Source organism: Microcystis sp. M015S2 (assembly GCF_020245945.1).
GTDB lineage: Bacteria > Cyanobacteriota > Cyanobacteriia > Cyanobacteriales > Microcystaceae > Microcystis.
In genome coordinates this window covers 1-21,360 of the sequence record NZ_JADBTX010000114.1, presented here as the reverse complement: position 1 = coordinate 21,360, position 21,360 = coordinate 1, and the positions used below count along the sequence as shown (strand labels likewise).

Here is a 21,360-nt window from a genome sequence, read left to right as displayed (position 1 = left end):
CAGGCTATCAATTGCCTTCTGGTACAATTATCACAACGGATGACAACCCTTCAAAACCCGACGCTGAGTTAAAAGACAACGGATAATAATGTTAGTAGCCGAAAGACACATTATCAAGAAAGGACATCGATTTTGGGCTGAGATAGATAATTTATCTTGGCAGTCTAAAAATCTCTACAACTCAGCCAATTATTTAATCCGACAAAACTTCATTTATGGTCATGGCTATTTGACCTATAATCAGATGGCCGCTCTCATGAAAAAGACAGAACAGTATCAAGCTTTACCCGCTAAAGTTTCCCAACAAGTTTTAAGAAGATTAGACAAAAACTGGCAATCATTTTTTGCCGCTTCATCGGAGTTTAAAAATCATCCCGATAAATTTCTGGGAAAACCCAAAATCCCTGGCTATAAGGAGCAAAAAAAAGGAAGAAATATCTTAGTTTACACGATTCAAGCCCTAAGCAAAGTAGGTCTTAGGCAAGGAATAGTCAAATTATCAGGTACTTCAATTGCCTTGCCGACGAGAGTAGAGGAGCGCATAGCAGAAGTCAGAATAGTTCCTAAATGTGATTGTTATGTAATTGAGGTAATTTATGAGAAAACCGAACAGTTCTTAGCTCCTAATGAAAAAATAGCTGCGATAGATTTAGGCATAGATAATTTGATGGCTGTAACTTCAAATCAACCGGACTTTATCCCTTTGTTGATTAATGGCAGACCGTTAAAAAGCCTCAATCAATTTTATAACCAACGTCGGGCTAAGTTACAATCTCTGTTAAAAGGCAATCGTCAAAGTTCCCAGAGAATTTGCTGTTTAACTCGCTGTCGTAATCAGAAAGTAGATGATTATCTTCATCAGGCTAGTCGTTATTTAGTCAATCTCTTAGTTGACCAAGAGATAACAACTTTAGTAATTGGGAAAAATGACGGTTGGAAACAAGAAGTGAACTTAGGAAAAGTCAATAATCAAAAATTTGTGACCATCCCTCATGCTCGATTAATTGAGATGATTAGTTATAAATGTCAATTAGTAGGAATCTCTGTGATTCTTCAAGAAGAATCCTATACCTCAGCTTCTAATTTTTTGAATGACGATCCTCTCCCCGTTTATGGACAGATAACTGAAAAGCCAGTGTTTTCAGGAAAAAGAATTAAACGAGGGTTATATCGTACAGATAAGGGGATTCTGATTCAATCTGATGTCATGGGTTCCTACAATATTTTACGAAAAGCATTCCCAAATGCGTTTAACCGCTATGGGATAGAGAGGTGCGTAGTTCACCCAAGGAGAATCAATCTCTCGAAGTAAAAGTGAAAGGAATTTCTGAAATGGAATTCAGTCTGTCTATATTTGACTATACTTTTACTAACTATTCAGACATTGATGGGCTAAAAATTGTCAATCCTTTCAAGAGTCCCTAAACCTGCCGCAGCATAAGCCGTTCCCGTACCCTGCTCCCACCAAAAACTTTTTCCCTATGTGGGGAAAGATTCGCCAATAGACTGGACAAGAACCTCTAGATGGGCGAGGCTATGGGTGGCCATGGCAGTCAACCGCAGACGACTGGTGGGAACGGTAGGAGGACGAATTGCGGGGGCAAAAATCCCTTTTTCTAGCAGTTTTTGCGATAATTCTAGGGCTTGACCCGGATTGGCTACCGGTAAACATAAAATCGCCGCTTCCGAAGGCAATATATTAAGATTATTTAATTTACTCTTGACAAAATTAATATTTTGGTGTAAGCGTTGGCGACGTTCCGGTTCCAGACCAATAATCTCTAAAGCCATTCTAGCGGCGGCGGTGTCGGCGGGGGATAAACCGGTAGTATAAATCCAGGTAGCGGCGCGATTGCGGATAAAATCGATAATTTTGGCGTTTCCGGTCACATATCCCCCTAAACTGCCTAAAGCTTTACTCAGGGTCCCCATCTGAATTAATTCCCGTCCCTGACAACCACAATATTCCACGCAACCTGTGCCATTTTCCCCCATAACTCCGGTAGCGTGGGCCTCATCCACCAAAACCATGCAATTATAAATCTCGGCTAGAGCGAGAATTCCCGCTAGGGGACAGATATCCCCATCCATACTAAACACTGTATCGGTGAGGAGCAAACAATGACGATAGTGATGACGGTGGGCTAATAACTGATTTTCTAAATCTTCGAGACTATTGTGCCGGTATTCTTTCACCGTGGCACCGCTTAACTTGGCTCCATTTTTGAGGCTAGAGTGATTGTATTGATCGCCTAAAATCAGGTCTTTCTGCCCCACTAAACAGGTAATTGTCCCCAAATTGGCTAAATATCCCGAACTAAAAACGATCGCGTCTTGGCTATTTTTAAAAGATGCGATCGCTAATTCTAAGTCTCGATGAATATCTCGGTGTCCACTTAATAGACGCGAGCCGGTGCTTCCAGTTCCATAGCGTTGTGTCGCTGCTATGGCTGCTGCGATCATTCTTTCATCGGCTGCTAATCCCAGATAATCATTACTGGCAAAATTAATCAGCGATCGACCCTCTAATTCTATAACGGCTCCGCCCCGGCCTTGAATGGTTTTAACCCTTCGATACCAATTAGCCCGATGGAGGGTTTTTAAGCTATCCTCGATCCAAGAATAAGGATGATTCATGGGCGATTGATCAATATAGTGGTTAGCTAGGGGAAAAATAGCCAGATTGTTGCCGAAAAAGGCTCTTTTAAGGGTTAATAGTTTCGTAAAAACGACAATCTTGACAGGGACCGGAGGGGTTAATCGCACAGCGTAACAGTTCGGATCTGGCGTTAAAACGACAACTAGCATCCCCCATCACCCAACGTCCTTCAATCAAACTTTTTTCGTTAGGAGTGGGAGCAGTTTGTACATAAAGGGATATTTTGCGTAAACAATAGCCACCAATCTTGTATTGATACTGGTGGTGACGTTCCAAAACCGCATAGGTTTGTCCTTTTAAGGCCAAATAATTACCCGGTTGTGGCATCCAATCCAACTGTATCTCTCCCAAACTTTGCCGAGGATGGGTCAGAATAACCTCCGTTAGTAATGAATCTTGCTCCATGATTATCCCTGTATTCTGGGCTACCTTTGCTCAATGGTAGCCTAGATCTCTGGCTCTCTTATTCTTTGTGTGATAAGTTTAACTTATATAATAGCGATCAATCTTTGTGTCCTTTGTGTCTCTGTGGTTCGTTCCACTCACTCTAGAATTGCCAATTTCCCGATTAGAGTAGAAGATAAACAGCAGGATTTTTCCGAGAATTTAGTTTATGGTTTACCCCATCCCGCCTGAAGATAATCTACCGCAAAAATTTCCGAAAATTCCCTTAGATCGTCGTGCCTATGCTTTCCTGATCGACTTTGCCTCGATCTGGTTTTTAAGCTCCTTTGCTAACGGTACACCCGTACTGCAATTCTTCCTTTTTCTCCTGATCTGGTGGTGTTTGCGGGTGTTATTGGTAGCGCAGAATCAGGGTCAGAGTTTAGGACGTTGGGCCTTGGATATGAAGATCATCGATCTACAACTTCAGCGTTTACCCGGAATTTTGGAGTTAAGCAAACGAGAGGCGATCGCTGGTGGCGGGGCAGCTTTAATGATGGTAGGGTTAAATACTTTTTTTGGCAATCCTTTAAGCTTGATTTTATTATCTTCGCCCCTTTTCGCCGATTGTGGTATGGCGATCGGTGATGAGCAATTGAACCGAGCTTTCCACGATCGCATCGGTGGCACGATTGTTATTCCCACCCGTCGAGGTTTTTCTCTCGATCTACGTTTAAGAAGGCTTTGGTATCAAGTTAAGGGCAGAATGAGAAGATAAATATCAGTTATCAGTGATCAGTTATCAGTGATCAGATTTAAGTTTTAAGTGAGCAGTATTAAATAGCAGTTTCCCAGTATCTTTTCACTGTTTACTGATCACTGATCACTGAAAAAGGCGGGATCGGCCGGGATCGAACCGGCGGCCTAGTGCTTAGGAGGCACTCGCTCTATCCAACTGAGCTACGACCCCAATTTTTTCCCTAACCATGATAAGACGTCCACGGCCAAATTGCCGATCACCATGGATTATTTAGGGGTTTTTTGGGGGGGGGTAATCTCGACTAATCAGGGAGAAAACGCCTCGATATCCACCCCCTTTCTGTTTTATGGCTGCGATTTTGGCAGTATGTTAATTTTATTTGCCCTTGAGGGCTTTTTGAAAATTCTTGCGATAGGCGGGATTAACAGCCAACAGAAGCGGCCAGAACAGTGTTAGAGCTAAACGATTGGGTAAACTGGAACTAAAATTAGTGCTTCTGTATCCATTCCAGAATTTCCAACCACCGGCACCATAAACAATTATTAAGATAAAAACAACGAGTCTCATGCCATCTCATCCTTAGATTTAGACAATTCACATCTCCTATTTTAAGCTTGGGTTTTGCCGGCTTGGGAAAAGAAAATATTGTTCTGAATCGGGGGGACGGTGTTAGAATGCCGGTTAGGAACTAGCTCGATCGAGGTCGGGAAACTAAAGCCATAATTTGCAAAAAATATTTAAAAACGGCGAAAAGATAGCCTTGGGAGGAAATTATGCGAGCGGTATTAATGGCAGGTGGTTCGGGGACAAGATTACGTCCGCTTACTTGTGATCTTCCCAAACCGATGGTACCGATTCTCAACCGTCCGATCGCCGAACATATTATTAATTTACTGCGAAAGCATGACATTACCGAAATTATCACCACCCTGCACTATCTCCCCGATGTCATGCGCGACTACTTTCAAGACGGCAGCGACTTTGGGGTAAAAATCACCTACGCTGTCGAGGAGGATCAACCCCTAGGCACCGCAGGATGTGTGAAAAATATCGCCGAATGGTTAGATGATACCTTTCTGGTGATTAGTGGCGATAGTATCACCGATTTTGACCTGCAAAAAGCGATCGCATTCCACAAAAGTAAAAACTCGAAAGCAACCCTCGTCCTGACGCGGGTTGCCAATCCGATCGAGTTTGGGGTAGTGATTACCGACAAAGAAGGCAGAATTCGCCGTTTTATCGAAAAACCATCCACCAGCGAGATTTTTTCCGATACTGTCAACACCGGAACTTATATTCTCGAACCAGAAGTCCTCGATTATCTCCCCTACAAAGAAGAATCCGACTTTTCTAAAGATTTGTTTCCGCTGCTGCTGCAAAGGGGCGAACCTATGTATGGTTATGTGGCCGATGGTTATTGGTGCGATGTCGGTCATCTGGAGGCCTACCGAGAAGCGCAATACGACGCTTTATCCGGCAAAGTTAACCTAGAATTTCCCTATCGAGAAAAATCCCCCGGGGTGTGGGTCGGTACTAATACTTATATCGATCCTAGCGCCCACATTGAGGCCCCGGCCATGATCGGCAATCATTGCCGCGTTGGTGCAAATGTTCTGATCGAGAGGGGTTCGGTTATCGGCGATAATGTCACCATCGGTGCCGGTTCCGATCTGAAACGTCCCATCCTCTGGAATGGTGTGGTGATCGGGGATGAGGTCAATTTAGCCGCTTGTACGATCGCTAGGGGAACCAGAATCGATCGACGGGCCCAGGTACACGAAGGTGCGGTGATCGGACAATTATCGATCGTGGGGGAAGAAGCGCAGATCAACTCTGGAGTAAGAGTCTGGCCGAGTAAACAGATCGAATCGGGAGCCATCCTCAATATTAACCTGATTTGGGGAAATACTGCCCATAAAAACCTCTTTGGTCAACGAGGAGTATCGGGCCTCGCTAACATCGATATCACGCCCGAATTCGCCGTTAAACTGGGGGCAGCCTACGGTTCCATCCTCAAACCGGGGTCAACGGTAATCGTCTCCCGGGATCAACGTAGTGTCTCGCGCATGGTCAGTCGATCGCTGATTGCCGGTTTAATGTCCGTGGGGGTGAATATCCAAAACCTACAAGCGAATGCTTTACCGATTTCGCGGACTTTAGTGTCTAAATTAAACGTAGTCGGTGGCATTCACGTTCGTATTCACCCCGATCGCCCAGATTTTCTCTTAATCGAGTTTTTAGACGAAAAAGGGATTAATGTTTCCAAAGCGAGGGAAAAGAAAATCGAAGGGGCCTATTTCAAAGAAGATCTGCGACGGGTGGGAATGCAGGAAATCGGCAGTATGTCCTATCCGGCTGATATTCTTGATAATTACCGCAAAACCTTTGAAACTCAGCTAAATGTGGAGGCTATTCGCAATAGTAGTTCCAAAATCGTCATTGATTACGCCTACGGAGTCTCAGGAGCAATTTTACCGGAATTACTGGCCAAATTTGGCTGTGATGCCGTGGTTCTCAATGCCAGTTTACGTCAGAATGCTCTTTCCATGCAGGAAAGAGAGTTACTAATCCATCAATTGGGCCATGTGGTGGAGGCCCTGAAAGCGAACTTAGGGGTACAAGTTTCGGCCAACGGGGAACAATTAGTCCTCGTCGATGAGAGTGGTTTATCGATTCGCGGGGAACAATTAACTGCTTTAATGGTGAATACAATTCTGACCGCCCATCCTCGCGGTACAGTGGTAGTGCCGGTTCATGCTTCTAGTGCCGTGGAACAGATCGCGCGTCGTCACGATGGCCGGGTGGTGCGGACAAAAGCCAGTCCTAGCGCTTTAATGGAAGGATGTCAAACCAATCCTAACGTGGTTTTAGGAGGATCTGGGCAAACTGGCTTTATTTTTCCGCAATTACATCCCGGTTTCGATGCCATGTTCAGCGTGGCCAAACTTTTGGAGATGTTAACCATTCAGGAACGTTCTCTAGCTCAGGTGCGGGCTGAGTTACCGCGCATTTATAATAAAAGTACGGCGGTGCGCTGTCCTTGGAAAGTCAAGGGATCTTTGATGCGCTATCTGGTGGAAACTCACGCTACCGATAATCTAGAGTTAATCGATGGAGTCAAGGTGATTAATCCCCTTAATGATGACTGGGTATTGATTTTACCCGATGCTGGAGAACCTTTAGTGCATATCTACGCTAACAGTGAGCAGCGGGAATGGGTCGATCGGACAATTAAAGAATATCGTCATCGTGTCCAATATTTCGTCGAACATTACCAGGGCGAAATAGTGATGATTTAGGATTTTTATGCCCTATTATCCACGAAAATTGACTATGATGACTTTTTTGACCTAAAAAGTGTCTTAGCCCTGTAGATGCTCATTTTTTCCGCAAAAGGAAGGCGATTCGATCAGCCGCCGCCTCACCGCTGCGGATCGCTCCCTCAAAAAATCCCGGCCAGCGATCGGCCATTTCTGTGCCGGCCCAGTGAATCGGTCCGACGGGAGTAAAAAGAGCCTCGCCGAAACTTGTCCAGACTCCGGGGGGCATAAAAGCGGAATATGCGCCACCAGTCCAAGGATCCCCGGGCCAATCCACCTCATCGTAACTGATCGGGAAAAGAGCCTCTTGACCGAAATAAATAGCTAAATCCGAGAGGACGGCGGCACGACGCGCCGGTCCACTCATCGAGCGCCAACGGCTATAGCGATCGCCAACCACAAAGGTGGCGATTACCCCGACGCCGGTTTCAGGATCGGAACTATCAGCACAGAGTTCCAACCATTGACAATTTCCTTGGGCAACTCCCGCTAGTCCCTGTTTTCGCCAGAAAGGTTGCTCATAGGAAATCAGGATTTTAGCGCAGCATCCCATCGGTACTCGTTGGGTTAGTTGTTCTCGCTGGGGTGGCAGCGGGGGATGATAAATAATGCGGCCGGCAAGATGGGGCGGCATGGCAATGATGGCAAATTTCGCAGTAAAAGTGTTCTGGCTGGTTTCTACGGTGACACCGGCCGAGTCATAATTAAGGCGAACAACCGGTTCCCCCAGTCGAATTTGCTCTCCTAACTCCGCCGCGATCTTGTCGGGGATTTGTCCGGCTCCGCCATGGATCAGTTCGGCTTCTGGATGTTCGGCCTGAGGGGCGCAATTTTGTCCCCAAAGAACGTGCAGCAGTGAAACTTGCTGGGGTTCGGCCGGTCCGAGAAAACCCACTGCACGCACCATATAAGCAAAATACCATTGACCAAAATCTGTGGTGGTGTTTTCTTCAATCCACTGGGCAAAAGTTTTACTGTCTAGTTTTTTGGTGTGATCGTTGCTTTGGGGATAACCGGAAGGTAGGGTTTTGGCTAGTTCTTGAAAACGCGCCCATGCTGACATCGCATCTTGCCATTCTGCCGCGCCGATATCGGGTACTTCTCCCTCGTGGAAACCTTGAAAAAAACCTTTGAATTCATAGCGTTTGTTGTTGAACACTAGGACGGTTTTTCCCTGATTGGGAGAGGGAAAACGACGTATTTTATACTCATCAAGGAGGGCTAAAAAACGCTCTTGGGTTGGGCCTACCCACTGACCACCTCGATCGATCCACTGTCCCGAGGGGAGATATTGACCAGACATTCTGCCACCGTAACGATTTCGCGCTTCGATCACCAGAACTTGATGACCTCGCCTCTGGAGATTACGCGCAGCGATTAATCCTGCTAATCCTGCCCCGATCACGATACACTCATAGCTAGTCAATTGGAGATTTGCCATGATTTTAGCTCCACAGAATATTTGATCATTAACAATTATTATTCTCCCCGATTTTTGCCTCAGTTTCTCTATCCATTGGCTCTTTTAATTAAATTATCTGCTACCATCAATGTTTGATCTTATTAGCGATCGCTTAAGCCAACACCTAGAACAAATTGTCCGAGAAAGAAACCCTTTTTTCTCTAGTCAAGGACATTTTTATGTGCGAGAATACCTGCGACAAGAGTTAGGCAATTGGGGAAAGGTTGAATCACATTTTTTCTCATTTCAGGGAAAAGTTTACGAAAATTTAATCTTGGATTTGCCTAACAACAGTCAAAAACCTCCGATTTTAATTGGCGCTCATTATGACACGGTGCCGGGGTCGCCGGGGGCCGACGATAACGCCACGGGATTAGCGGTATTATTAGAATTAGCGAGGTTTTTTGGGGAAAATCAGGCTAATTATCCAATTCGTTTAATTGCCTTCGATCTAGAAGAATACGGATTACTGGGGAGCATTGCCTACGCAGAAAAATTAAAACAAACTAAGCAGGATTTAAGGTTAATGTTATCCTTAGAAATGCTCGGTTACTGTGATAAAAATCCCCATTCTCAAAAATATCCAGCTTTTCTAGAATATTTTTACCCCAACACTGGGGATTTTATCGCTTTGATTGGCAATCTCAAAACCCGCAAGGATTTAATTTTTCTCAGTCGAGTCCTGCGAGAAAATCAAACTCCCTGCGAATGGTTGCCCGTAATTTTTGGAGGTTATATCGTCCCCGATACTCGACGCAGCGATCATTCTCCCTTTTGGGATTGCGGTTATTCGGCAATTATGGTGACAGATACTGCTAATATGCGTAATCCCTATTATCATAGTTCTCGGGATACAATCGCTACTTTAGACTTAAATTTCCTAACAAGAGTCTGTCAAGGTCTTTGTTTTGGATTGCAATCTTTACCGATGAGATAAAAGTTAGCGTTAGCGTAACGCACCAATCCCAGTTAGAAACCCAACATTATTGATGACATTGGTGTGGTTGGGTTTCGCTCAAGCGTCACTAATATTTGACAGACAAAAGTTATTATTGCTCAACCCAACCTACTGCTTAAGTCACTTGTCTTGGCAAAATTAAAGTCTATCCCGTGTTTTTCCATATCGATGTTGTTCTTTCGATCATCTCACTCAAACTGGATTTTTTGTACTTCACCGCCGAACAATTTTTAAAAATTCCCTTGGTGTAACGATCTCTGTTTTCCCATAGCGTTGCAGTATAAGCAAATCATTGTCACCAGTAATGAGATAGCGTGCTTCCCCACTGGTTGCCAGATTTAGGAATTTGTTATCGTCTCGATCTCGGCAAATTTCAGTGTGGTCAGTAGGTCTAATCAGCAGCGAAATTTCCAAAATTCTTACTAGCAGTTGTCGGCGCTGCTCCAGTGTAATGTACCTCTCGAACTTTGGGAGAAGAAGTTTTGTGACCAACTCGCCTATGGTTGCGGGACTTTGCAGAATAATAAAGTTATTAATCGCGTATTCTACAGCCAAAGCTGGTGTTGTCGTACTGCTTAAGGCGAAGCTTATAAAGACGTTCGTATCGATAACAATGGGTTCACGATTCATCTACTAAAAGCTCTTCCAACTTCTCATCAGTCAATCCCTGACTCTTGGCATAAGCACGAATTTCATTCACCACTTCCATCAAGGCTTGGGTGGTTTCTTCCTGTTCGTTCCCCGTCATCTCATGATTCTCGATGGTGAAATCGACACACGCATGAGCGGATAAGCCTAACTGCTCGATCGCTGTGGGAATCTCGCTAATTTTAACGTTTCGGATCGTTGCTTTCATGTTTTCAAAGTAGCACAAATACAAACTTAAAACAACCCTCTCATTACTTTTTGCTCGGTTTCCTTCTTAATCTTGAGTGTAGCGTGTAGGGTGCGATCTTCGTTAGCGTAACGCACCAATCCCAGTTAGAAACCCAACATTCTTAACGACATTAGTGTGGTTGGGTTTCGCTTAAGCGTCGCTAATATAGCGGTGTGCAGTCGTATGAAGTACAGTGTCACGAGCTATAAACCATGCTAGGCAAAGCTTGGTCTGTATCTCACTCAAGCGCTTACCGCTATAGTAGTATCCTAACATCGGCAACAAATAAACCTCCGCAAACCATCTGTAACCATTGCTGGCGAACAGAATTTAGTTGGACGATCAGTAATGTGGTCAAAACAGTTATCGTAGGGCGTTGACATATTTTTTTCTCCGAATCACCCATAATCTTATTTTAACCGTTCAGGGGGCGGTTATCAAGTAGCCATTAGTTTTGTAATGGGGATTTATGCCCCGCTCCAAAAACTTTTCGCCTTAAGGCGAGGTTTTAGACCCGATTTTTTCGATAAAAGCAGACCACAGGGGAACTTTTCACAGCACCAAAGCTCTGCAAGAATTATCACTTTAAGCGGTGACATTTTCTGTTTCTGCTGGTTGAATTTCCGGCATTTCTACTTTAATTAAACTCACTCTAGCACGATAAAGTAGTTTTTCCCCATGACGATAGCCCCGATAACGAACTAAAACGGGTGTACCGATTGCTGCTTGACCATCGATCAATTGATGGATTTGCGGATCATAACTAACATGATCACCGACACTGTCAATTGGTTGCACTCCCCAGCGCTCCAGTAACTGCATAATCGGTTTAACTAGGGAGAGGATTTTGACGGCTGCTAGGTCGGGATTTTTGCGGGCAACGGCCTCGGCCGTGGGCCATTGAACTAACCAAGATTCGATCGCTTCGATGCTTTGACGTTGAAATTCTGCGGCTAATTCTTCTTTTTGCTTGTCTAATTTTTGCTGTAAATTTTGATATTCTTGTTCGAGAATTTTTAATTCCCCTGAACGATCCTCTGTCCCCATCGTCGGGATTTGAAAATGAGCGAGGAGATCGCTAACTGGCAGCTGCATCGCATTAGCTAATTTCACCAAAGATTCAGAGGATAATTTGGCGATTAAACCATGGCGAACTCTCTGCAATTGCCAAGAAGATAGACCCGATAACTGACTCAATTCTTCCAGATTTTTACAGCCAATTTCTGCCATTAACTGCTCTAATTTTTGCCGATGATATTTATATAAGGACTCATTCATGGGACTTCTCAGCTTAAGCGATGTGTTTAGCTAAAACGGATTTAGGAGCGCGACGAACTCGACAGAGAATTGTTTCTTTACCGAGACGCTGATGAGCGGCAAAGCGATGGCAACCGGAAAAACCGTAGTAGTTACCATCCACCTCCAAAACATCGATCGGTTCTCGTAATCCCTCCTCAGCGATCGATTGCATCAACTGATTAACTTTTTCGGGATCGGTTTGTCGCGGTAAAGGACGACGAATTTGGGACAGAGGAATGTTTTTAATTTCCATAGTGTCCTCACTATAGCACATTTAGGCTAAACTGAAGATAAGTTGACTCGGTTGCTGATGCAGTGGTCTGCCTCGCTGCCGGCAGTTTTCTTAACACAGACAAGATTTTATCACTCAATTCCCTCCTTTGCTGACTATGACTATTCCTCCTATCAGTGAAAAAATTATCCAGCAAAATAGCACCAATGCTTCCTATCAGCGCGGTCAATATTATTACGATAACGGTGCGGTTATTTCTCTTTGGCAACGGGGGTAAAATCTACAAGCTTTAGTGAGTGGTAGTGAGGTTAAAACCTATCGAGTTGCTATCGATTTTAACCAAGATAATCTTGAGAATTTCTCCTGTTCTTGTCCCTAGTATTACGAGGGTTGTTGTAAGCATATTGTGGCGGTTTTATTAACCTGTTCTCGCCAACCAGAATTAATTATCAAAAAAGCCTCTCTAGAGTAGTTATTGACACCGATCGATGAAAGTAAATTAAGAAAATTGCTTAATCATTTAGTGGCTAAACACCCAGAAATTATCGAGACAATTGATAAGTTTTTAGTGCCAGCTACCCCACTTAATAAAGCGGTAGGAAAGATAACTATTAATATCAAAACTTATCGTAATACTGTCCGTAATCAACTGCGGCAATTCCTGCGAGCGATCGAAGAAGATTACTACGAAGAAGAGCCAATTTCTAATGAAATTTACGCCCTAGTGGATGAAGCCCAAGATTATTATCAAAAGGGAGAACCAGATAATGCGATCACTATTTTAGAAGCAATTATTAGCGCCTGTATCGAGGAATGGGATGATTTAGAAGATATGGAATGCCGATTTTGAGATGAGTTTAGTGGCCTTACAACAGGGATGGGGCGATCCAGTTTTAGAGAAGATTTTACGGTGAGAATCGGCTAATTTTTCAGAAATGTGGTCAGAGAATATCCGCGATTATGCCCAAACATTAACTTCTATTCGCTTTACTACCCGTCTTTTTCCTTATCGCGAACTCAGGTTACTGTAGGATTTTAAAAATGGCGATCGCTCTTAGAGCAAGATTTCCAGTGCCAAAGTGAACCCCGGAACCACATCCTCCCCGCTTAAAATCGCGTTGGCGGGATAACAGGTAATCGTACCATCCTGACGGTAGACAAAAGCCTGTTGATTCTGGCGATCAATTAACCAGCCTAACTTAACCCCGTTCTCCCGATACTCTGCCATTTTCCGCTTTAACTTGCTTAAACTATCGGTTTTAGAACGGATCTCGATCACGAAATCTGGCGCGAGATCGAGAAACTCATCTTCCCTTTGCTGCCACCCAGACGGTAAACGCTCTTTAGCGACAAAAGCCACATCAGGAGAGCGTACCGCGCTATTAGCCAGCTTAAAACCGCCGCTAGAACTAAAGACTTCCCCTAATTGGTTTTGTTCAACCCAAATCGCCAGACGGGTTATCGCTTTTACTTCTCGATTCGCCGAAATACTTCCGATCGGTGCCATAGTGACTAAGGTTCCATCTGCATTGCGTTCAAAGCGTAATTCCGGGTTCTGACAACTGAGGCGAATTAATTCCGCATCAGTAATCGTCGGGGATTTGCTTACCATATTGCATCAAAAAAAACAAGTATTTTTCACTAAATGATAACAAAGCGATGCCGATTGCCGCGCTTTTTCCTTTTGTATCCGAAAGGAAAAAAAATTGATTGCCCTATCCTGCATATTCCCAAAAAAACAACCGATGAATTAGGTAGAAGTTCAAATCACCCTCACCGAGGAACTAGCCATGAAATCCTTTGCCCTTCTCACCACCGTCAGTCTAATCGGCCTCTCCACCCTCGCCACTGTTCGCCCCGTCATCGCCCTAGAGAGCCGACAACCAGTCGAAACCCGGATCGCTCAAGCGAACTACAAAGAAGCGATCGCCCACTTTAACCGGGGAATTAACTACATCCAACAGGAAAAATATGATCTCGCCCTCGCTCAATTCACCAGAGCGATCGAACTCGATCCAGACTATACCGAAGCTTACCTCGGTCGGGGCATGATTTACACGATTCGCGAACAATGGCGGCCGGCGTTTCAAGACCTGAACACCGCGATCCGACTAAACCCCCGCGCTGCCTACGCTTACCATTTCCGCGGTATCGTCCATCTCGCATTTAACCAGAGACAAAATGCGATCGCCGATCTAACAACGGCCGCCGAATTATTTCGCCAGCAGGGAAACACAGAAATGTACAACAGCGCCATAGAAGCACTACGGCAGATAGGTGCGTAAGTTGCAAGGGAGAGCGATCGCTCTCCCCCTCTAAACTTTTGTGAAAAAAGCAACCTGAGGACTTAAAACTTAATCGCATAATTGGAAAAAAACCAACGATAACATCCTTGCAAGTATCCCCCGACTAAAGAGGAGCCAACCCGATGAAACCAATTACTTTCACCCTATCGGTGCTACTGGCCACCACTGGCCTACTCGTTCAACCAGGAGGCTTCCCGATGGAAAACGTTCGACCCCTCCTCGCGCAGGAGCAGACCGCTTCTAGAGTCTATCAGAAAGCCAGCCCCGCCGTCGTCACCGTCAAAAATGGCAGCGGCCACGGTAGCGGCTTTCTCGTCAGTCCCGACGGTATCATCATTACCAACGCCCACGTTGTTGCGGACGGACCGCGGGTGGTGACGGTGAAATTTTCCAACGGACAGCAGGCCTCGGCAGACGTGATCGGCTTCGCTAAAAATGGCGTGGATCTGGCCGTCCTGCGGATTTATAACCGCCAAAACCTGCCCTATCTTCCCCTCGCCCGTCCGAACTCCGCCAAAGTCGGCGAAAGCGTTTTCGCCATCGGCACACCCTTAAACGAGGACTATCAAAACACCCTCACCCAGGGCATTATCAGCCGTCTCGACCCCGAAAAAGGCATTGTGCAACACAACGCTAATATCAACAAAGGCAATTCCGGCGGGCCGCTTTTGAATTCACGGGGGGAAGTGGTGGGGGTTAACGTCGCAGGCGATATCGGGAGTTACGTTTACGACGGTGCGGGAAACCCGATCGGCCTTACCCAGAGCGGCATTAATTTCGCCGTTTCCCTCGATCGCCTGCAAGCTTTCCTCACCGCAGTTAAAACAGGTGATGTCTCCACCGTCTCAACATTAGGACAGGACGATCAGGTACAGATCCTGAGGCTCCCTCTTAACGGTCAGACCGTTCAAGGCAACTTGACCAAAGACCAAAACCAACAATATTACGGGTTCGAGGGTCGTGCCGGACAGAAAATCGTTCTGGATATGAACAGCAACGAGATCGCTCCCTATCTTGTCCTCTATCGCGTTCTCCAATCTTCCGAGGGGACAAAATACCCAGAGGTCGCCCGTAGTAACCAGCGCGTCGATCGCGCCCCCGGGGATTTTAACGCTCGACTTGTAACCGAATTACCTGCCGATGGAGTTTATATCCTAGTGGCTACCTCTCGCGAAGGGGGTGAATCGGGTCGCTACACCCTCAACGCCGCCGCTAACCCTTAAATAATCCCATTTTGACCCTAATCACGATTCTAATCCCTATTTTCTGAGGAACTATCCCTATGAACTCTAGATATATTTCCCACCGTCTCGCTTGCGTCGGCCTCCTCGCCACTGTCCTCCTCGGTGGTATCGCCCCCGGTTTCAGCCAATCGACCACCCCGAATGGCGTCACCTTCTTCTGTAAAGAGGTGTTCGATCGCGCATCGGGAGGAAAAATCCCCGCTACCCTCGCTTGGATTCCCCAAAGGAGCGGCAATGTGCGGATTATCGGCTGGAAATCGGAATATTTCTCCAAACGTTCCCCGGTTCGTTGCGAGGAAGTCACGCAAAAATTCCAGAAAGCATATAATCAAGGGCGTTTTAACTATCTCACCACCGGCCGGGCGAAGGGATACCCGATCATCTGCAGCGTTTCACGATCCGGCGATCCCTGCGATGGTAATAGCCAACTTTTTACCCTTAAACCCCACGATAATCCAGATTTAGTCTTGCAACAACTCATGGACATCCTAGAGGGGAAAAGCTCGGATATGCTCCTCCAGAATTCCGGAGATAAAACCTATATCTCGATGACGGAGTTTTTCGCCAAAGCACCACTCGCCGATCGCGACGCACCCTGTGGTACGAGATCTGCTGGCCCGCAAAATAACTGCACCCCGACTCGATAGAATTCTCCCCCATTTCGTCCCGAATTTCCCCATAATAACCATGTTGAAACCCTTTCCCCTACTCCTAAGCCTCCTACTTCTGCCCGTCGTACCGGTTAAAGCGCTATCCCCTTTCTCTGCTCCGGCGATCGTGGCGGAAGACAGCCCAAACGCGCAGATCGAGCGATCGATCCGTCAAGTCACTGTTAAGATTACTAGCGAGATAAATCGGGGATCGGGAATCATTATCGGGAAAAAAGGCAGTATATACCTCGTTTTGACCAACGCTCACGTTACCCGCGGCGCGACCACCCTACAGATCCAAACCCACGACGGCCAAACCCGCACAGCCTCGATCGCGCCGAATTCCCTTTTAAAAGATAAGGATCTGGCCCTGGTGGAGTTTAGCGATACCAGGGATTATCCGATCGCTAAAATTCGCGCCATTTCCCCGGATGCGGAACTAGATATCACTGTAACCGGTTATTCCGCAGAAACGGGGCAGTACACCACCGATAACGGGAAAATTGAACAAACAAGGGATCGACCCCTCCGGGAGGGCTACAGCGTCGGTTATAGTGGCGATATCGTGCAGGGAATGAGTGGCGGTGGTATCTTTTTCGAGGATGAGTTAATCGGCATTAACGGGCGATCGGCCCATCCGATTCTCTCTAACTACATCTACGAAGACGGCACAAAACCCACAGACGCAGAAATCCAAAAGATGAGAGCGGTTAATTGGGGCATTCCCCTTCATACCCTATTAACCTACATCCGTCCCGAAATCCTGACCGCGTACCAATTACCCTTACCGAAAAGCTCACCGGGCATCGAAAACCCCACCTATACTGGCTATATCGCCCAATTAGAAATAAAAGCGAAGGGTTTCACCGTCCGGATCGATAGTAGCAGTCAGGCCAACGGTAGCGGCGCAATTATCGCCCGCGAAGGAAAAACCTACACTGTCCTGACTACGGATCATGTCCTCTGTGAGAAAATCTCCGAGGAGAAAACCTGTGCCGATTACACCTATACCCTCACCACCAGCGACGGCAAAACCCTTCCCCTCGACCGAAAAACCATTATTCGACAGGAAGGGGTCGATCTGGCCATTTTTACCTTCGAGAGTAACGAGAATTATCCGGTCGCAGAAATCGCCAACTATAGCCCCAATCGAGAGAGTCCCGTTTTTGTGGCGGGATTTCCCAAAATCGGCGATAAACGAGCGGGATGGCTTTTTAGCGGCGGTGCAGTGAAAAGTCAGGAGGAAGGACTTCTCGCCACGCGACAGAGTGATTTTACGATTACCCAAAGTGGGGCATCGATCAGAGTTAGTTCCCTGAGCGGCGGTTACGATATGGTCTATACCAGTATTACCTTCGGCGGTATGAGCGGCGGTCCAGTCTTAAACGCTGCAGGACAGGTGATCGGTATTCACGGGCGCTCTGAGGGGGTTAAGGGTAAAATTCAGCTAGGTTTTAGCTTAGGGATTCCGATTAGTAGTTTTATCGGTTTACAGGAAAAATTTCGAGTTAAATTATCTTCTTTCGTTACCGCTCAACCCCAGTTAACAGCACAACAACAGCAGGAGATCGATCGCACTCTTGTCAGTGTAGAGATACCGGAAACCAACGCCTCCGCAGACATCTGGATCGAGCGGGGAAATCAACTCTGGCGCTTGAAAAAAGACGAGCGGGCCCTGCAAGCCTTCGATCAGGCGATACAATTAAACAATCCCGAATACACCTATTTAGCTTGGTACGGTAAGGCAAGAGTTTACGGGCGCAAATACAAAGCTCGGGAAGCGATCAAAGCCCTCGATCAAGCCCTCGCCACCCTACCCGCTCGCGAGAAAGGTTCGGAATTTCACGCGGAAATTTTAAATTATCAGGGTGTATTTTATAAGCAGGTGAATCAATCCGAAAAAGCGATCGATAGTTTTGAACAAGCGATCAAAATCTCTCCCCAGAATCCCAACTATTACAATAGTCTATCGTCGGCACTACAAAACGTAAAACGTTACGATCGAGCCTTAGCAGCGATTAACCGCGCTATAGAAATCGCTCCTCGCTCCAGTTGGTATAGCAATCGCGGGAATATATACAAGGACCTAAAAAAATGGGATCTCGCTTTAGCTGATTATAATCAAGCTCTGACGTTGAATCCGAATAACTCTAGGGCTTATATAGCTCGCGCCGATGTGTACGAAGAGCGGAAAGAATGGGATTTAGCCCTGGCTGATTATAACCGAGCCATCGAGATCGATGCTAATTTCGCGGCAGCCTACCGGTCCCGGGGAATTTTTTACACGGAGCGAAAACAATGGGATTTAGCTCTAGCGGATTTTAACAAAGCAATTACCATCGATCCTAATGATCCTAACTCTTATGAAATGAGAGGTATTTTTTATATTTTTCAAAGTGAAGAGGAGTTAGCGATCGCCGATCTCACAAAAACGATCGAAATTAATCCCTATTCCGTTGTCACCTATTTAATGCGCGGTTTCGCTTACGAAAAATGGCAAAAATGGGATTTAGCTCTGGCGGATTATCAGAAAGGAATCGAACTCGATCCGAATTCCGGCCTGGGTTACGAGACTCGCGGGCAATTCTATACGGAGCGGCAAGAATGGGACTTGGCCCTAGCGGATTTTAATAAAGCGCTCGAACTCGATCCGAATTCCGGCAACGGTTACCAGTTGCGGGGAAGTCTTTACATTAACCAGAAAAAGTGGGATCTCGCTCTCGCCGATTTGAACAAGGCGATCGAACTCGGTAATTTTACTGGTTATGTCGGTCGAGGAAATGTTTATTTTCAACAACAAAAGTTGGCTCTGGCCCTCGCTGATTTTAACAAGGCGATCGAACTCTCGCCAAACCCCGAATTCGCTTACGGAGTTAGAGCAATTTTATACTGGGATCGAAAAGAATGGGATCTGGCCCTCACCGATTTAAGCCAAGCGATCCGAATTAATCCTTATTTCGAGTTAGCCTATCGCTATCGGGGAGATATTTATCGCCATCAAAATCAATTCGATCTCGCCCTCGCCGATTATAACAAGGCGATCGAGCTTAATAGTAACGATGCAGAACTGTATTACAACCGTGGGGAAATTTACCGACAACAGCAAAAATCGGATATCGCCTTAGCTGATTACAGTCGGGCGATCGAACTCGATCCGAAATACTGGTCGGCTTATTTACAACGTTATATTATTTATGATCAACAAAAGAAATGGGATTTAGCGATTGCAGATATCACGAAAGTTATCGAGATCAAGCAATTTCCCAATGCCTACGTCGCACGCGGCCTCAAGTACCTAGAATGGCAAAAATGGGATTTAGCTCTAGCGGATTTTAATCAGGCAATTGAGATTAAGTCAGACGATGCTTCGTTTTACTTTACGCGAGGAATGCTTTACTATCAAACTCAAAAATGGGATTTAGCTCTAGCGGATTTTAATCAGGCAATTGAGCTTAAGCGAGACGATGCTTCATTTTACTCTACGCGAGGAACCCTTTACTATAAAACTCAAAAATGGGATTTAGCTCTAGGGGATTTTAATCAGGCGATCATTCTCGACCGCAAGCTCAAGGACTCTTATAATTTCCGGGGAGAAATTTACAAAAGACAAAAACGCTATCCCGAAGCTCTCCAAGACTATCAAAAAGTTATCGAACTGGACGAAAAAGATCTGATTGCGATTACCAATATTGGCTTAATTCATTACGAACAAGGCGATCTAAATTTGGCTAGTAGCCAATTTCAAAAAAGTCTTGAAATTAACCCCCAATCTGCCGAAAATCAGCTGGCTCTCGCTGTTACTCTCTACCGTCAAGGCGATACAGGGAAAGCGATCAAACTTGCTAAAAGTGCGCTTACAATCGACCCTGAATTTGCTCAGGTTGAAACCCTGCAAAAAAATCTCTGGGGTGATAAAATCATCGCCGATGCTCGAAAACTGTTCTCGCAACTGTAGTAGTTTTCTAGGTTGGGTTGAGCGAATAAATATGTTAAATAAAACCTCTCAATTCTCAGGGAAAGGGAAACCCAACATTTCAGTTATCAGTGATCAATGATCAGTAATATTCCCCCAACAGAATAATATGGCAACTTATGAAAAGGTGATGCAGATTTTACGCGAATTAGGGAGGTGACAAATGATAAAAACACCCGTTGATTTATACCGTAGAGGTAATGCTACATCTCCCAGAATCGATCATGTTCGTCCTAACAAAGATATTGCCATCTATGAAAATAATGGGCAAATATGGGTAAAAGAAACCCTTGTCGATGGACAAACACCTGGGGGAATTTCGACCTTTTCCGTTCAGGGAATAGGAAACAACTGGTGGAAACTAGATCGGGGAATTTCTATTCCCAGTGAGCTAGAATTAATTAATGATCGAGGTAATCACTGGTTATGGAAACCCTTATTTCCCATGTCAATAGAAACCTATCAACAAGCTTTAAGGGTAATTGGTGAATTTTTTTATCGTGTAAGTTGAGGTAAACTATGAAAACTCTATCATTTAAAGACATCCAATTTATTATCGAAGCTCTCGAATCCCTTCTCAAAAATTATAGTGACCGTATTCAACAAATAGAAGCTCTCGAAAACTATGAAGATGAAATTTCAGACTTAAGTAATGATTCTCTATTTTTACAAGAATTAATTACTGACTTACAAAATCAACAAACACAAGAATTGGCTCTACTTGTGCCTGAATTTGATTTGCAAAAAATGCCTTTACAAACATTAATTAAACAAGGAAAAACCCTGTCAATTGAGGAAAAATTAATCTTAGTGGAATCTCTAACTTCATCAATCCGCGAAGAATATAATCTAATGCGAACCTGAAATGAGAAATCAATGATTACTTATTTAGCCACCGTTCATAAAATCCGTAGTCGTGGTCTTTTATAGGCTAAATTAAAACAAACCAAAAAAGCCAAAATTGACCTAGAACAAGCAGCTATATTATTCCGCCAATAGAATAATATAGTTGGTTTTGAAACGGTGATGCAATTTTTACGCGAATTAGGGGGATAAGTGGGGGGTTGTGAATTATCAGTATTTAGTGTTTTCTAGTCTATAGCAAAGAGCGGGATAGTTAGGACATAATAGAGAAAAAGAAATGAGGAGAAGCTTTCATGGCAGCACCCTATAGTGATGATTTAAGACAGAAAGCAGTGAGTGCCGTAGAGCGAGGGGAGAAAAAAAGCCATGTCT

19 protein-coding genes, 1 tRNA gene and 1 pseudogene are annotated in these 21,360 nt (G+C 45.1%); 11 read left to right on the top strand and 10 right to left on the bottom strand.

Annotated features, from left to right (window positions below):
- The first annotated feature begins 88 nt into the window (after positions 1 to 88).
- Complete coding sequence (locus IM473_RS19125) at positions 89 to 1,312, top strand: RNA-guided endonuclease InsQ/TnpB family protein (RefSeq protein WP_287659008.1); 1,224 nt, start codon at positions 89 to 91, stop codon at positions 1,310 to 1,312.
- Positions 1,313 to 1,479: 167 nt separating this feature from the next.
- Here the strand turns inward: IM473_RS19125 and bioF are convergent, their stop codons facing one another.
- Together bioF and IM473_RS19115 are read right to left on the bottom strand one after the other, a co-directional pair.
- The gene (gene bioF, locus IM473_RS19120) at positions 1,480 to 2,637 is read right to left on the bottom strand and encodes an 8-amino-7-oxononanoate synthase (protein WP_287659007.1); all 1,158 of its coding nucleotides are present in this window, start codon (positions 2,635 to 2,637) and stop codon (positions 1,480 to 1,482) included.
- A gap of 67 nt (positions 2,638 to 2,704) precedes the next feature.
- Complete coding sequence (locus tag IM473_RS19115) at positions 2,705 to 3,064, bottom strand: DUF6464 family protein (protein WP_002765174.1); 360 nt, start codon at positions 3,062 to 3,064, stop codon at positions 2,705 to 2,707.
- A 208-nt stretch (positions 3,065 to 3,272) separates the two neighbouring features.
- Here IM473_RS19115 and IM473_RS19105 point away from each other — a divergent pair, with 208 nt between their 5' ends.
- Positions 3,273 to 3,821: an RDD family protein gene (locus tag IM473_RS19105; RefSeq protein ID WP_002794415.1), complete on the top strand. Its 549-nt coding sequence runs from the start codon at positions 3,273 to 3,275 to the stop codon at positions 3,819 to 3,821.
- 118 nt (positions 3,822 to 3,939) lie between these two features.
- Here IM473_RS19105 and IM473_RS19100 read toward each other — a convergent pair.
- Together IM473_RS19100 and IM473_RS19095 are read right to left on the bottom strand one after the other, a co-directional pair.
- Positions 3,940 to 4,013, bottom strand: a tRNA-Arg gene (locus IM473_RS19100).
- Positions 4,014 to 4,178: 165 nt separating this feature from the next.
- Positions 4,179 to 4,370, bottom strand: a complete 192-nt coding sequence (locus IM473_RS19095; RefSeq protein ID WP_287659005.1) for a hypothetical protein — start codon at positions 4,368 to 4,370, stop codon at positions 4,179 to 4,181.
- A gap of 206 nt (positions 4,371 to 4,576) precedes the next feature.
- Between IM473_RS19095 and IM473_RS19090 the strand changes: the two genes are divergently transcribed.
- Positions 4,577 to 7,102: a mannose-1-phosphate guanyltransferase gene (locus IM473_RS19090; protein ID WP_287659003.1), complete on the top strand. Its 2,526-nt coding sequence runs from the start codon at positions 4,577 to 4,579 to the stop codon at positions 7,100 to 7,102.
- A 79-nt stretch (positions 7,103 to 7,181) separates the two neighbouring features.
- On the opposite strand, the gene IM473_RS19085 is transcribed toward IM473_RS19090, so the two are convergent.
- Positions 7,182 to 8,564, bottom strand: coding sequence for a flavin monoamine oxidase family protein (locus IM473_RS19085; RefSeq protein WP_287659002.1), 1,383 nt, complete (start codon positions 8,562 to 8,564; stop codon positions 7,182 to 7,184).
- A 109-nt stretch (positions 8,565 to 8,673) separates the two neighbouring features.
- Between IM473_RS19085 and IM473_RS19080 the strand changes: the two genes are divergently transcribed.
- A complete protein-coding gene (locus IM473_RS19080) occupies positions 8,674 to 9,522 on the top strand; it encodes a M28 family metallopeptidase (protein ID WP_287659001.1) in 849 nt (282 codons plus the stop codon).
- Positions 9,523 to 9,756: 234 nt separating this feature from the next.
- Here IM473_RS19080 and IM473_RS19075 read toward each other — a convergent pair whose 3' ends face one another.
- The 4 genes from IM473_RS19075 to IM473_RS19060 all read right to left on the bottom strand — a co-directional run bounded on the left by IM473_RS19075 (position 9,757) and on the right by IM473_RS19060 (position 11,993).
- Entirely contained in the window at positions 9,757 to 10,173 is a 417-nt protein-coding gene (locus IM473_RS19075) for a putative toxin-antitoxin system toxin component, PIN family (RefSeq protein WP_012266738.1), read from the bottom strand.
- On the bottom strand, positions 10,163 to 10,399 hold the full coding sequence (locus IM473_RS19070; protein ID WP_002799399.1) for a hypothetical protein: 237 nt from the start codon (positions 10,397 to 10,399) through the stop codon (positions 10,163 to 10,165). Before IM473_RS19070 ends, IM473_RS19075 begins: the two co-directional genes overlap by 11 nt.
- A 606-nt stretch (positions 10,400 to 11,005) precedes the next feature.
- Positions 11,006 to 11,698: a helix-turn-helix domain-containing protein gene (locus IM473_RS19065; protein ID WP_287658999.1), complete on the bottom strand. Its 693-nt coding sequence runs from the start codon at positions 11,696 to 11,698 to the stop codon at positions 11,006 to 11,008.
- Positions 11,699 to 11,711: 13 nt separating this feature from the next.
- On the bottom strand, positions 11,712 to 11,993 hold the full coding sequence (locus IM473_RS19060; protein ID WP_002765183.1) for a ParB N-terminal domain-containing protein: 282 nt from the start codon (positions 11,991 to 11,993) through the stop codon (positions 11,712 to 11,714).
- 115 nt (positions 11,994 to 12,108) lie between these two features.
- Here IM473_RS19060 and IM473_RS22625 point away from each other — a divergent pair.
- Positions 12,109 to 12,937: pseudogene (locus IM473_RS22625) on the top strand (SWIM zinc finger family protein); the annotation flags it as partial.
- 68 nt (positions 12,938 to 13,005) lie between these two features.
- Here IM473_RS22625 and IM473_RS19050 read toward each other — a convergent pair.
- A complete protein-coding gene (locus IM473_RS19050) occupies positions 13,006 to 13,563 on the bottom strand; it encodes a Uma2 family endonuclease (RefSeq protein WP_287658996.1) in 558 nt (185 codons plus the stop codon).
- Between the two features lie 178 nt (positions 13,564 to 13,741).
- Between IM473_RS19050 and IM473_RS19045 the strand changes: the two genes are divergently transcribed.
- From IM473_RS19045 to IM473_RS19020, 6 genes are all read left to right on the top strand, one after another.
- Complete coding sequence (locus IM473_RS19045; protein WP_287658994.1) at positions 13,742 to 14,236, top strand: tetratricopeptide repeat protein; 495 nt, start codon at positions 13,742 to 13,744, stop codon at positions 14,234 to 14,236.
- 143 nt (positions 14,237 to 14,379) lie between these two features.
- Positions 14,380 to 15,480 (top strand): S1C family serine protease, encoded by a 1,101-nt coding sequence (locus IM473_RS19040; protein WP_287658993.1) that lies wholly within the window; start codon positions 14,380 to 14,382, stop codon positions 15,478 to 15,480.
- A 59-nt stretch (positions 15,481 to 15,539) separates the two neighbouring features.
- On the top strand, positions 15,540 to 16,148 hold the full coding sequence (locus IM473_RS19035) for a COP23 domain-containing protein (protein ID WP_287658992.1): 609 nt from the start codon (positions 15,540 to 15,542) through the stop codon (positions 16,146 to 16,148).
- A gap of 40 nt (positions 16,149 to 16,188) precedes the next feature.
- Positions 16,189 to 20,106: a serine protease gene (locus tag IM473_RS19030; protein WP_287658991.1), complete on the top strand. Its 3,918-nt coding sequence runs from the start codon at positions 16,189 to 16,191 to the stop codon at positions 20,104 to 20,106.
- A gap of 181 nt (positions 20,107 to 20,287) precedes the next feature.
- The gene (locus IM473_RS19025) at positions 20,288 to 20,635 is read left to right on the top strand and encodes a Tse2 family ADP-ribosyltransferase toxin (RefSeq protein WP_287658989.1); all 348 of its coding nucleotides are present in this window, start codon (positions 20,288 to 20,290) and stop codon (positions 20,633 to 20,635) included.
- An 8-nt stretch (positions 20,636 to 20,643) separates the two neighbouring features.
- Positions 20,644 to 20,988 carry a hypothetical protein gene (locus tag IM473_RS19020; protein WP_287658988.1) on the top strand — a complete coding sequence of 115 codons (345 nt, stop codon included), beginning with the start codon at positions 20,644 to 20,646 and terminating at the stop codon, positions 20,986 to 20,988.
- Positions 20,989 to 21,360 lie beyond the last annotated feature (372 nt).